Raw genomic sequence first — 13420 nt, 5'->3', positions numbered from 1 at the left:
AATTCCGGATCGGCAACCAGCTTTATTAACCCGGAATTATCTTATTAACAGGTACTCGGTAAGCTATCAAATACTACCTAGGTGGCTTACCAATTATGCACTGCGCCATCCGGGCTATGCAGAATTGGGTGCGGGAACTTGGTATTAGCAGTAACTTCCAACACAAAATCAGCTTTTTTCGGGTTGAACTTCACGCCTAAACCCGGAGCCGGATTGAGGTAAAGCTTGCCGTTTTTAAAAAGTACATAATCATCGTTGAAATAAGGTATTTTCTCGGGCTCGCCCCCGGCCAGTTCGATCATGGCCCGGATCGGGCTGCTGGAACCCAAAGTATGCACCAGCGCCGCCGTAGACAAAGGCCCCGTGAAATGCGGAATCATACCGACGTAGTGGGTTTCGGCGATGGACGTGATTTTTTTAAATTCGGTAATGCCCCCGGTATTGGGCAGGGTTACCCGGGAGTAATCAATTAAATGCTGTTCCATCATAGTGTTAATATCCCAGCGGTCGCCGAATTGCTCGCCTACGGTTAGCGGCACTTTCAGCATGGGGCGCAAGGTTTTGAATACATCCGGGTTTTCCGAGCGAATCGGGTCTTCCACAAAAAAAGGTTCTAACTCTTCCAAAGCGGTGCATATTTTAATGGCTTCGGGCGTATCAAAGCGGGTGTGTAAATCAATGGCCCATTTGCCCCCGCCGCCTACCGCCGCATCGATGCGTTTCGAGAACTCAATGGTTTTCTTGGCGTTTTCGTAAAAATCAAACGGGGCGTCGCCGTTGCCGCCGGTGGGACCAATGCGGTAAGCGCGTAAGCCCGCTTCGATGCAGTCGCGGGCCCGTTGTTCTTCGTCTTTGGCTTTAGAGGCCCGGAACCCGGTAGCATAGCATTCTACATAATCGCGGGTGGCGCCGCCGAGTAAATCGTAGACCGGCACGTTTAAGGCTTTGCCTTTAATATCCCACAAGGCCATTTCCAGGGCACCCAGGGCGTGTAGTTTTTCGCGGCCCGGCGGGTAAAACATGCCCCGGTACAAGGTTTGCCAGATATGCTCAATCCGGAAAGGATCTTCGCCAATCATCATCTGGGCGCATTGCTCAATCATGTCCCGGGAGCCGCCTTCGCCAATACCGATAATGCCGCCGCTGGTTTCGATTTCCACAATGCCCCGGGCCTGGTTAAACAAGGGCTTGTTGTAACCCGGTGCGCTGTAGTACCGGATTTTCGTAATTTTCATTTTAGAAGCGGCCTCGGCTTTAATGAGCGGGAAACCGGCCAAAACGGCGGCGGACCCCAGCATGGCGGACTTCAGGAAATGTCTTCGTTGCATAATGTGTATGTAAGTTTTGCTCGTTATTCGTTGTTCGATGTTCGATTGCTAAAACGTTTATAATCAGCTGGATATTAAAATGTATAAGCTGATTTTACCGCGGTAATTAAATAAGCAATAGTAAACCCTAAAAAATCGTTAATCGATTAAGCTAAAATTTAAAAAAATCCTATTCTTTCGCTCTGGAAGATTCGCGGCTGATAAGTTTGGCTTCCATTAACACCTGCCGCATGCCTTCGTCCGGATTTTTTAATTTTTTTATCAAAAGCTCCACCGCGGTTTTGCCTAAATCGCCGATGGGCTGGTGTAAATAGGTAATGGGGCAGTAATACAAATCAAATACCTCGGCCTGCCCGAAACTAACGATGCCTACATCGGCCGGTACTTTTAATTGGAGCTCGTTTAAATATTTAAGGCCGTTGGTGGCTAAACTGTAAGTCGCAAAAATAATGGCGTCAACCGGTGCTTCAGCCGCCATAAATTCATCCATGGCCAGCCGGACTTCTTTTTCGATGTGCTGAATCCGGACTTCTTTTAACCAGCTTTTGTGCGGCGTAATTTTGTGTTCTTTTAAAGCTAGCTGGTAACCCCGAATTCTTTCCTGCATGTGAAAAAGCTGCGACTTGTAGCCAATAAACCCAATCCGGCGGTAGTTATTTTTTATTAAATGTACGCCCGCATCGTACGCTGCTTTAAAATTATTGATGGATACAAAGTCAGCCTGAATTTCCGGGAAATAGCGGTCGAGTAAAATAAAAGGAACGTGTTGTTCTTTCAGGTAATAAATTTGGTTTTGCGAGTTTTCCGAAGAAACAATAATAAAACCATCTACCTGGCGGTTCAGCAGAACATTGAGTAAATCCCAGGAATTGTCGGGGTTTTCGTCGGAGCTGCCAATAATAACCGTGTAGCCTGATTTTTTGGCTTCGTCTTCTACAATCCGAGCGATATTGGCGAAAAACGGGTTAGAGATATCGGCGATAATTAACCCGATGGTGTGCGTTTTGCCGCTGCGCAGGCTTTTAGCTAGGTGGTTGGGCTGGTAATTCAGCTCTTTGGCTATTTGCTTGATTTTAATAGCCATTTCCTGACCTACCCGGCTTTCTTTTTCTTTGCCACTCAGTACATAAGACACTAAGGCGGTAGAAACGCCGGCTTTTTGCGCGATGTCTTTAAGAGAAACTTTTTTATTCATCTGGCAAGAATAGAAACAGGAGGCTTATTTCAAACTTAATTTAATCGTTTAAACAAAAAAAGCTTTCCAGATTTATTTTGTAAAATTTATTAAATTTTAAGGGATGCAAGCTTTAATCCTCACGAAAATTTAAAAAAAAGACAATAAAATTCAAAAATATTGAATAAATTACTGGTATGATGTAGTATATGGGTTTTTTGTTGATAAATTAACAGTAAATAGGGTTGTTGTATTGCGCTTTTTAAAATAAAACAAGAAAGATTTGGGAGAAGAAAAAAGAGGCAGCTTAACTTAACGGTAAATAATAAATAAATTTTAAATTATAATCGCCCGGATATTGTTTTAACGATTAAGCTTAATATATTGGCTATTCATTAAAGAACCATCGTGCCTCTGCCTGGCCTTTCGTAAGCCTTTTGGCGAAAGTGATTTTCACACCATGATAATTCTTTAATGATTCAATATTGGCAAACTACCCGCGAACCGTTTTAGCGTACTCCTACTCATACAGCAACAAACAAACCATTACATGAGCCATACTTTATTATGTTGTGATTGGGGAACCTCGTCTTTTCGATTACGATTGGTAAATAAAGATACCCGGCAGATTTTAGGCGAAGTAATCAATCCGGAAGGTATTGCCAGTACCTTTAACGCCTGGAAAAACCAAGCTAAAACCAACGGCGTTTCCCGGAAACAGTTTTTTCAGGAGCAGCTGCGCCACCACATTCAAAATCTGGCCGCTAAACTGCACACCAACTTAGATGCTACCCCATTGGTGCTTTCCGGCATGGCCTCTTCTTCGCTGGGACTGGAAGAACTGCCGTACGCCGAATTACCGTTTGCCGTAGATGGCAGCCAGGCGGGCATCCGGCATTTCGAACGCCAGCCCGATTTTCCGCACGACTTGTTGCTGATTTCCGGCATCCGGACCGATGGAGACGTTATGCGCGGCGAAGAAACGCAGTTAGTAGGCTTAATTCACTTAATGGATCTGGCGGGAATTACCGGCGAATCTATTTTTATCTTTCCGGGTACGCACTCCAAACACATTACGGTCCGGCAGCAGCAGGTAATCAGCTTCCAAACTTTTATGACCGGCGAAATTTTTAATTTAATGGCCGGTGCCAGTATTTTAAAAGATTCGATCGAAAGTCCGGACAGTGCCGAAATAAAAGAACCCGAGTTAAACGGCTTTAGAAGCGGGGTCCGGGAATCGGGTAACTCTACTATTTTACACGGCTTATTTACCGTTAGAACCAACCAATTATTCCGGAACCTTACCAAAAAACAAAATTTCTATTATTTAAGCGGTTTACTCATCGGCACGGAGTTAAGGAGTTTATTGCCAAAAGAAGCTGCCCCTATTATTTTAAGCAGTGGTAGCAATTTATTTAAATTTTATAAGCTGGCCCTGGAAGAATTGCAGCTACTGAACGATACCATTATTATTCCGCCGGAGTTCATTGATAAAGCCACTATCGCGGGGCAAGTCACCATCTTTCAACAGCAGCAAGTACCGTTAATAAAACCTACTAAATGAATGTACACCAATTTTCGCAGGAGCGCTTCCGGCAAATGCCTTTAGTGGGCATAGTCCGGAACATATCTTTCGACGGTATCCGGCAAATTTTGCCCATTTACCTGGCGGCTGGTTTTACCACCATCGAGATAACCATGAACACTCCCGGGGTAGCAGAAATGATTGCTTATGCGCTGGCCCAATACGGCGGTTCTTTAAACGTAGGTGCCGGTACGGTTTGCACCGAAGCTGATTTACAACGCGCTTTGGCCGCCGGAGCGCAGTTTATTGTAACGCCGATTATAGATGAAAAAGTAATCCGGAGTTGTGTAGAGCAAGATATTCCCATTTTCCCGGGAGCTTATACGCCCACCGAAATTTACCGGGCTTGGTCTTTGGGCGCGCGTATGGTAAAAGTTTATCCGGCAACGGCGTTGGGTCCGGAATACATTAAAGATGTAAAAGCTCCGTTGGACCAGGTAAAATTAATGCCCACCGGGGGCGTAAACCTAAACAACCTGGCGCAATTTTTACAAGCGGGCGCCGATGGTTTTGGTATTGGCAGCCAGCTGTTTGATAAAAAAATGATTCAGGAAGAAAACTGGTCAGCGCTAAAAGCACATTTCGAAGCCTTTGTGCGGGAATATCATACCGGCGCCTAACCGTTGATCTTATATAAACCTTTAAACCAAAATATTTAATAAACTCAACTTTATGCCGGGTCCTAAGATTGGAAATTACCGCTGGGTTATTGTTGCTTTGCTTTTTACCGCTACCACCATTAATTACCTCGACCGGCAAATTATTGGTTTATTAAAACCGACCCTGGAAAAAGAATTTAATTGGACCGAAACCGATTTTGCCCGCATTGTTATGGCCTTTACCGCTGCCTACGCGGTGGGACTGCTAATATCGGGACGGGTAATTGATAAAATCGGGACGAAGCTGGGGTACACCATTACCGTAGTGGTCTGGAGCGTAGCCGCTATGCTGCACGCCGTAGCCCGCAGTGCTTTTGGTTTTGGACTGGCCCGGGTAGGTTTGGGCCTCGGCGAAGCCGGCAATTTTCCGGCCGCCATGAAAGCCGTCGCCGAGTGGTTCCCGAAAAGCGAACGGGCCAAAGCTACCGGTATTTTTAACGCCGGTACCAGCATCGGGGTAGTTATGGCGCTCATCATCGTGCCCTGGATTTTAAAATATCATGGCTGGCAGGAAGTTTTCTGGATTACCGGGGCTTTAGGCTTTGTCTGGTTAATCTTCTGGTTTCTCTTTTACGAAGTGCCCGCGCGGCAAAAACGGTTATCGGTCGCCGAGTTGCACTTTATTACCAGTGGCCAGGAAGAAGGAACTGCGGCTCAGCCAGCCACGGGCCAATATATAAAATGGTATAAATTATTTACGTTTCCGCAAACCTGGGCATTTGTTACTGGCAAAGGTTTAATTGACCCGATATACTGGTTCTTTTTATTCTGGCTGCCGTCTTATTTTTCTTCTACGTTTAACCTGGATTTAAAAAAACCGAGTTTACCGCTGATGCTCATTTACCTGGCTACTACGGTGGGCAGCATTGGGGGTGGGTATTTTTCGTCGTGGCTCATTAAAAAAGGAATGCCTACTTTAAAAGCCCGGAAAACCGCTTTGTTCATTTTTGCCGTTTTAGAGGTCTCGATTATTCTGGCCCAGTTTGCCACCGACGTGTGGGTAGCCGTGGGCCTGATTAGTTTAGCCGTAGCCGTGCACCAGGCCTGGGCGACTAACATTTTCACGACGGCTTCGGATATGTTCCCGAAGGAGGCGGTTAGCTCGGTAGTGGGAATTGGGGGCATGGCCGGAGCCGTTGGGGGCATTCTTTTTCCGATTCTGGTGGGTTATTTACTCGATACCTACAAAGCCCAGGGAAACTTAGCCGGCGGCTATAATTTGTTATTTACCATCTGTGGGTTTACGTATTTAACCGCCTGGCTGATTATTCATGTACTCACCCGCAAAGCGAAAAAAGTAGAAGCTTACCAATTAGTGTAAATTTTCCGGATAGTGCTTCTTTTGGTTTTGGAGCCTTTTTTAGTTTCTATTTGGGGTGCTACCTAGCTGGACATGTAGTTCGTTTGCCTCGCGGGTGGTAGCGTTCACCCCTCCCCCTGCGCGACCTCCTCTAAAAACAGGGGAGGAGATGCCGCTATTGCTTTTTTCCATTCCTCGCTCTGCTGCAGGTTGTTGTGGACCGGAACCATAGAAAAATTGCGCTCCTGAACCAAACGGGTCTATGATTTAGGTTCGGTTTATTTGAAATCAACCACCCCCAATCCCTCCTCATCTGAGGCGGGGAGCTTTTTTACCTTTACCATTTACCAGGCGCCAGTTACCAATATATTATCGTGGTAATCATTCTCCCCCTATCCCCTCCGAAGGGGAACTTTTATCAACAAATTAGGCGGATGCATTATTGTAATACAGAAGCGGGCATTACTAAATGAAGCTTCCTTGCTGTGTAGCTAAATAGGTTCCTCCTGAATGACGAAAATTTTTAAATTTTTGCCTGTTAGCTATGCAACAAACAGCCTTAGCCTGGTGCAGAAGTTGACGCTAAACTGTTCTGTTGTTCCGCGAGTTTTTAGCGTCTTGCGTTTTTTGGTTCTTTTTGTGTCAAGACAAAAAGAACAAATACACAAGCCATGAAACAACTCCACTAAGCAATAAAGCAACTCCGCTAGCTATGCGAACGACAATCAGTTAGAAATAAAGCTACTGCCGCTACTATGCGAACAAGAATGAACTAGAAATGAAACTAAATTCCGCAACTATGCGAACGATAATAAATAGGTAGCGGAAGCAACAGCTATAACCATGCAAACAAAAACACTAGTTTCAAGCGCTATTAACTTGTGCGCTGCTTGGTAAAACTTCCGGAAACCCGAAAACAGAAACATGAAGTAGTTTTGAAGTACCGGCTAAGTAGCGGAAGTGTAGCCAAAATAAAAGCAATTAATACTTTGCCTGTTAATTTTACCATGCGCGTAAAAGCTCAAGCAACAAGCTTTAAACGCAAAAATTTAAAAATTTTAAAAATCTTTACCCCTCCTTCTGAATGACCCATTATAAAACGAAAGCACTCTTTACCTGTTCGGTACTTGCATGTTCCTTGTCGCTTTTTGCCCAAAACCCGAAATCCAATACAGTAAAATCCGCAGTTAAAGAAAAGGTAGTTTTCTTCGACGATTTTTCGGGCGCTACCCTGGATCGTACCAAGTGGAATGTAATTGTAACGGGCTTTCATGTAAATAACGAACAGCAAGCCTACGTTGATTCGGCGGCTACCGTGTCTATTTCTAAAAAACCAACTGAAACGGCGGGAGCAAAAAATGGCGTACTGGTACTGCAACCGCAATTTAGTCCGGGGTTTGTAACCAAAGACGGGAAAAAGTTTGATTTTCTTTCCGGTAGAATAGATACGCGCAAAAAGGTGGATTTTACCTACGGTACCGCCTCGGCCCGCATGAAGTTACCAGCCGGTGCCGGTTTCTGGCCGGCCTTTTGGGCCATGGGCGACGGTAAATGGCCTGATAACGGCGAGATTGATATTATGGAAAACGTAGGTGAACCCGACTGGACCGGTATTGCTTTACACGGCCCGGGTTACTCCGGCGAAACTCCCCTGGTAAACAAAGGCTTTTTAAAACCAGGCACGGATATTACCCAATGGCACGTGTACTCCGTCGATTGGACTCCGGATTCGCTGGTTTTTAAAGTAGACGATGCTGTTATATACCGGGCAACCCGCCCCATGGTAGAACATTACGGCAAATGGACTTTTGATAATCCCAAGTACTTAATTGTAAACCTGGCTTTAGGTGGCGCTTACCCTTATAAAACCAACGGCGTAAAAACCCTTTACAACGGCATCCCGGAAGCTACGGTACAAAAAATTAAAAACGGCCAAGGCAAAGTACTGGTGGATTGGGTAAAGATTACGAAGTAATATTTCTTCTTTTCTGTTGTAAGATAGAAATTGGGAACAGCAGAAAGATAATAAGAGATGGCCAAAATTGTTGCAAGGAGTTGATGATAAAATCCATCTCTTTCTTTTTTTGTGCTTCTATTTCTTCGTCTGATAAGTAATTGCTATCGGGCCGATTGTACATATCGCAAATTATAAATTCTTCTTTAGGTTTCGGGAAGTTGAAAATCCAGATATCACTTTGGAATGGTAAAAGTATTTGACATTTTCCTCTAAGCAAATGTCAAATACTTTTACTAAACTCCGGTATTTGGCTTTATCCTCAAAGTAAAAATGAACCCCATTTAAAGTATCATTCTGTATTTTTTGTTTTCTGATTTCAGCTTGAGCTAAATGAAGCGTTTCTTTATCTTGGTTTACTTGGCCGGTTAACCTATAAGTGATGTAATTTCTTATGGGTTGAGGCTTATAAGGATTTGCGCCCATGAAAAACCTTGATTTAGGATTCCACCAGCTAACTTCAATCATAGATTGTTGCCGAAAAATGCGGTGACTTTCCAGATAAAAGTAGCAGCAGTAAATTAATAAGGTCAAACTTATAAGTCCTGGAACGTATAGAATCTTTCTTTTAGCACGGCGCATAACTTCATCAATTGCATATTATTAATGATTGCACTTCGCGCTAGATTCCATAAATAATTATATATATTCCTTCTATTACCGCCGAATCAATACTTTAAAATAAACTCGGTTAGGTTAATGTCCTGTTCCAGGTTCATTTTCTTTCTTATCCGGTAGCGACTGGTTTCGATGCCGCGTAAGGATAAATTCAGCAAAGAGGCAATTTCCTTACTCGACAGGTTTAGTCGTAAATAGGTGCATAATTTAATATCGCGGTGGGTGAGTTGCGGATACTCGCAGCGGAGGCGTTTGATAAAATCCTGGTGAATCTGGTTGAAGTGTATTTCGAACTGTTCCCAGTTATTTTCAAAATTTATCTCTTCTTCCACGGACCGTAACAGCTTCCGCAATTGGTGCAGCGCCTCGCCATCGCTAATCCGGATCATGGTTTCCTGGAGCTGGTCTTTTAAACGTTGGATGCTGTCCAGGCTTTGGGTTACGTGCATGGCCGAAGAAGCTAACTCTTTATTTTTATGCTGCAGCTCGTTCTCCAGCTTGTCGTTGTTTAATTTAATGATTTCCTTTTCGGCTTTTAAGACTTGCTCGGCGTGCTGGGCTTCCTGCAACCGTAAGGCTTTTTCCTGTTCTTGTTGTAACCTTTCGCGCTCTTTTTTTTCGCGTTGTTCTATTATTTTTTTGAGTAATAAAAGCAGCGAAACCCCGATAATAATATAAGCCGCATACGCCCAGCCGGTTCGGTACCAGGGCGGCGAAACCGTGAAAGTATACGTGGCTTCGGTGCCGGTTTTGTTGTAAATATCCTGGCCCCGTACGTGAAACACGTAGGTGCCTTCTACTAAATTAGTGTATTCTTTTTGGGTAGCTACGGTCCACGCCGACCAGTTTTTATCGTAGCCTTCCAGGAAATACTGGTACTGCATTTTATCCGATTCTTCGTAGGCAGTAGCGCTGTAAGTAAAGCGTAAGGAATTTAGCCGGTACGGAAGGTGCGGCATTTTACCAGTGGGCTGAATAGTCGTGGTTACGCCTTTAACCAAATACGCGCCCGCCGTTAACAAAGAATCGCGGGTTCCGCCGGTGATTTCTACTTGCCGGATTAAGGTAGAGAAAGCATTCTCCGGTTTTTTATTTAAAGAAAAGGTAGGATTGTACCGCACAAAGCCTTCGTTGGTACCAATGATAACGGTGGTGGGGTTATAAGCGGCAATGTGTTCAAACCCCGCTACCAGGCGGCCTTGCAGTTTGTTGAAAATTTTCTTTTCGAGGGTGTACGTGCCGTCGCCCCGCTTTTGCAACACGCCCATTTCGTCGCCGGCGGCAAACCAGATATTGCCTTCGCGGTCCTGAATCAGCTTCCGGACCGGCTTATTTTTATCGAAATACTTGCTAAACTCTTCGTTTTCTTCGAAGTAATCTTTTTGCGGATTGTATTGGTAAATGCCTTTTTCGCCGGTAAACACCAGCTGGTTATTTATTTTATACACGTTAATAAACAAGTTAGACGGAAAACCGTGGCGGGCATCGTAAAATTTTAAATTTTCGACCTTATCTAAGTTTGCGGATAGCTTTAATTTGTAAATGCCTTTATACACGTGTGAAATCCAGATATTGCCCGCGGCATCTTCTTCCATTATCCGGGACGATTCTTTGAACCCAGCTATCTGGCGTACGAACACCAGGTTGCCGGCTTCTAGTTTGTAAAGCAAAAGATTATTGTAAGTGCCACAAAGCACATACCCCGGATGCGATTTTAAAGCCAGGAACAACCAGGTGCCCGTGTGTTCCGAAATTCGGACGGCTTGATCGTTTATGAGTTCAAATGGGCCGTTGTGATGCGCCAGTAAAGCCTTGTCATGTATTTGCTGGATGTTGTTTACCTGGCCCTGGGTGCCCGCCACCAACTGAAAAGGTTCGGGATGCAAAGGGCTTTCTTCCGTCGGCCATTTTTTGCAATACAACCCATCGTTGGTGCCTAAGTACATTTTGCCGGCGTGCAGAAACGAAGCGTACCCCGTACCCGGCACGCCGTTTTTAGCATTAAATAACGTGAAAGGCGAGTTGATTTCTACGTAGTCGATGCCGTTGTTTAAGCCCAGCCACAAGTTGCCGGAATTATCCTGGTAAATGTGTTGAATATGGCTGTTCTGCAAGCCATTTTCGCGGTTTAAAAGCTTTTGCGGATTGCCGTTTTGGTCCAGTAGCAGCAAGCCGCCCAACGTAGACCCTATCGCGTAGCCATTCGCCAGCGCAATAGCGCAGCTTAGCCGGTTTTTTTTAAAAAAATCTTCGGCGGGCGTTTTCCAGGGCTTAAAACTACTGTAGCCATCGTACACAAAAATGCCGTGCTCCATGGTTACCATCAAAATACGGTTATCGGTAAACGGCAGCATGTCCACGATGTTGTATGGGGCCAGGGCTTCGCTGTTGGGGATAAACGTAGCCCGGCCATTTTTAAATTCGTAGATGCCTTTGCCCGGCACCCGCATAAATAATTGCTCCTGCACGTAGAAGGAAGAGCCGCCCTGCCCCGTTGGTGCCGGGTAGTAATTTACCTGGTTGTTTTGCAGCCGGTATAAGCCGGCACTGGTAGCAAAGTAAACGCCTTCTTTAGTCGGGTAAATATCCCAGACGTCTTCAAACTCTTTGTATTTTTGAGGAATAAGTGGCTTTAAGGAAACATAGCTCATTTGCCCCTGGGCATCGGGTTGCAGGTACCCGAAATCGTTTTGCCCGCCCACGTAAATCCGGCCTTTGTTATCTTTCGCCAACGACCGCACAATGGTTTTGTTCGGCAACTCCACCAGGCGCCAGCGGTTGCCATCGTATTCCAGAAAACCGTAATTATTGCCAAAAAATAGCACGCCCCGGTTATCCTGCACAATGGCCCCGTTTTGCGGCGAAGCTTTATAGTTTTTCTGCGTGAAATTATTGATAAACGGTACTCCCTCGTTTTTTAGCTGCGCGAATAAAGAAGAATTAACCAGCAAAAAGAGAAGAAGTATTAAAAATATTTTCGGCACTTACTTAAACGAAATAATAGTTTTTAACCTGGATGGATAGTGAGATAATCTTGAAATTTATTAAAAATTATTGGGACCCCAAACACTGTTTTACCAGAAGGCAGCCTATTACCAGCGGATACTATTTAAACCACTAATCTGCTGATTTTTTTAAATTTTTTGATGGCTTGCTTACCCAGAAAGGCACTAGTTTTAACTCTAGAAGTTAAGTCTGAATTTTCGCGAAAAGACAGCCTTTTGTGAAGGCCTAATCGACTGCACCGCTCCAGAGCAGTATTCTCCATGCCGACCTTTACGTCATTCAGGAGGAAACTATTCAGCTACGTAGCAAAATAGTTTCCTCCTGAATGACGCAAATAGAAGAGAAAATGGCCAATACATGAAGTTTTACTCTTCTGGCAAATATGCCTTCTGATGCTGTTTGCACCAGCCAGTGCTTATCCCGACCGCGCATTTTTTTGAATTTTGTTTGTAACACGGAAGATAAGGAGCTCAAATAAGTACTAGCTTTACCGCTGAATGTAACCTTCTTTCAGGTAAATTTCGCTGTGTCCATCGGCGAAATTGCGGGTAGTAACCAGCACCAAAGTACTTGCGTCTTTTAAAAATAAAGAACTGTAGTAGGCGCCTTCGTTCGCGGGTAAATTGGGCCAGGGGTAACTAATGTTCGTGAACTTTTGCGCCAGGCTGTTGCCCGTGAGCACCAGCATGGTATTCTTTTTCCAATCGGAACCTACTGATCGGCCACCCGCATCCTGGCACGACAGAATAGTTTCGCCGGTTGGTAGTTGGATGATGTAAGGTGCGCCGCCCCAGATATTTTCGGAAGTAGCTAGCCAGCGCCGGTTGTTTTGCACCGTGCCGGCCCCCGCGTAATTAAATTTAGCTTCCAGCGACGACCACACCACCCACGGCGATTTGGAGTTATTTACCGATTCAATCGGGAACACAATGCCTTTGTTATCTTTTAAAACCAGGGGCACCGCCATGCCATCGCGCATACCCGCAGTATAAGCTACAGATTTGGAATTGCCCCAACTTAAACCATTGTCTGTAGAGGAAACCATCCGGATTTCCTGTTGCGGATTGGTACTGGGCCACCAGTTGGCTTCGCTGGAGTAAAATAATTCCAGCTCGCCGTTGGGCAATTGTATAATGGCCGGTTCCCAGGCCCGCCCCGTTGGAATTAAAGTAGGTGGCCCAAAAGTCCAGCCCCGGTCTTTGCTGAGGCGTACCTGAATGTTCGCGTGCACATTATCGTCGGGGCGGCCCCGGCCCGTGTAGGTCAGGAGCACATCGCCATTTTGCGCCACTAAAATATCCGGGTTCGAAAATCCGTAGTAATTCGGATCGGTATCGGCCACCAAAACCTCGGCTTCCGACCAGGTGGTACCACCATCTATGCTTCTTTTTAGCGCAATGTTATCCCATTCTTCGCCCTGCGGCCCAAAATGGTAGGTAAACAACAAGGTATCGCCTTTTACCCGGTGCATGCGGCCGTACTCCGCGGAGTACACGTTGTGCGATAATTTAGTAGCCGTAGCCTCCCATTGAATAGTAAGCGTGGGCGTGGTATTATCGACGGGCGGCTGTTCATCCGGGTGAACGTTGCTGACGGGCGGGTTCACCGGATCGGTGCCGGAGTCGTCTTTACATTGCGTAAAGAGGAATAAATTTAAAAAAATTACAAGTGTACGGGTAAGGTAATATTGTTTCATTTATAAGATGCTTTCTTCTGTTAATAAAACGCAGAAATCA

General features: G+C 45.2%; 10 protein-coding genes. 4 read left to right on the top strand and 6 right to left on the bottom strand.

The annotated features are described in order from the left end of the window. Positions 1-86 precede the first annotated feature (86 nt). Positions 87-1328, bottom strand: coding sequence for a mandelate racemase/muconate lactonizing enzyme family protein (locus tag AHMF7616_RS20060; protein WP_115374502.1), 1242 nt, complete (start codon positions 1326-1328; stop codon positions 87-89). A gap of 169 nt (positions 1329-1497) precedes the next feature. Beyond that, positions 1498-2523, bottom strand: coding sequence for a LacI family DNA-binding transcriptional regulator (locus AHMF7616_RS20055; RefSeq protein WP_115374501.1), 1026 nt, complete (start codon positions 2521-2523; stop codon positions 1498-1500). Positions 2524-3052: 529 nt separating this feature from the next. Here AHMF7616_RS20055 and AHMF7616_RS20050 point away from each other — a divergent pair. From AHMF7616_RS20050 to AHMF7616_RS20030, 4 genes are all read left to right on the top strand, one after another. Continuing rightward, positions 3053-4066 (top strand): 2-dehydro-3-deoxygalactonokinase, encoded by a 1014-nt coding sequence (locus tag AHMF7616_RS20050; protein WP_115374500.1) that lies wholly within the window; start codon positions 3053-3055, stop codon positions 4064-4066. Then, on the top strand, positions 4063-4707 hold the full coding sequence (locus AHMF7616_RS20045) for a bifunctional 4-hydroxy-2-oxoglutarate aldolase/2-dehydro-3-deoxy-phosphogluconate aldolase (protein ID WP_115374499.1): 645 nt from the start codon (positions 4063-4065) through the stop codon (positions 4705-4707). The genes AHMF7616_RS20050 and AHMF7616_RS20045 overlap by 4 nt, the downstream gene beginning before the upstream one ends. Positions 4708-4759: 52 nt before the next feature. Continuing rightward, positions 4760-6067 carry an MFS transporter gene (locus tag AHMF7616_RS20040; protein WP_115374498.1) on the top strand — a complete coding sequence of 436 codons (1308 nt, stop codon included), beginning with the start codon at positions 4760-4762 and terminating at the stop codon, positions 6065-6067. A gap of 1063 nt (positions 6068-7130) precedes the next feature. Then, positions 7131-8021, top strand: coding sequence for a glycoside hydrolase family 16 protein (locus tag AHMF7616_RS20030; RefSeq protein ID WP_115374496.1), 891 nt, complete (start codon positions 7131-7133; stop codon positions 8019-8021). Positions 8022-8192: 171 nt separating this feature from the next. Here the strand turns inward: AHMF7616_RS20030 and AHMF7616_RS20025 are convergent, their stop codons facing one another. The 4 genes from AHMF7616_RS20025 to AHMF7616_RS20015 form a co-directional block, all read right to left on the bottom strand. Then, positions 8193-8642: a hypothetical protein gene (locus tag AHMF7616_RS20025; RefSeq protein WP_147275737.1), complete on the bottom strand. Its 450-nt coding sequence runs from the start codon at positions 8640-8642 to the stop codon at positions 8193-8195. An 86-nt stretch (positions 8643-8728) separates the two neighbouring features. Then, positions 8729-11629 (bottom strand): ligand-binding sensor domain-containing protein, encoded by a 2901-nt coding sequence (locus AHMF7616_RS20020; RefSeq protein WP_115374494.1) that lies wholly within the window; start codon positions 11627-11629, stop codon positions 8729-8731. Positions 11630-11978: 349 nt separating this feature from the next. Continuing rightward, positions 11979-12116, bottom strand: a complete 138-nt coding sequence (locus AHMF7616_RS26500; RefSeq protein WP_158546213.1) for a hypothetical protein — start codon at positions 12114-12116, stop codon at positions 11979-11981. A 55-nt stretch (positions 12117-12171) separates the two neighbouring features. Then, positions 12172-13380 (bottom strand): sialidase family protein, encoded by a 1209-nt coding sequence (locus AHMF7616_RS20015; protein WP_115374493.1) that lies wholly within the window; start codon positions 13378-13380, stop codon positions 12172-12174. Positions 13381-13420: the final 40 nt, after the last annotated feature.

It is taken from the genome of Adhaeribacter pallidiroseus, from assembly GCF_003340495.1.
GTDB lineage: Bacteria > Bacteroidota > Bacteroidia > Cytophagales > Hymenobacteraceae > Adhaeribacter > Adhaeribacter pallidiroseus.
Note: the sequence above shows the minus strand (reverse complement) of the source record. Positions and strands in the feature narration are given on the sequence as shown.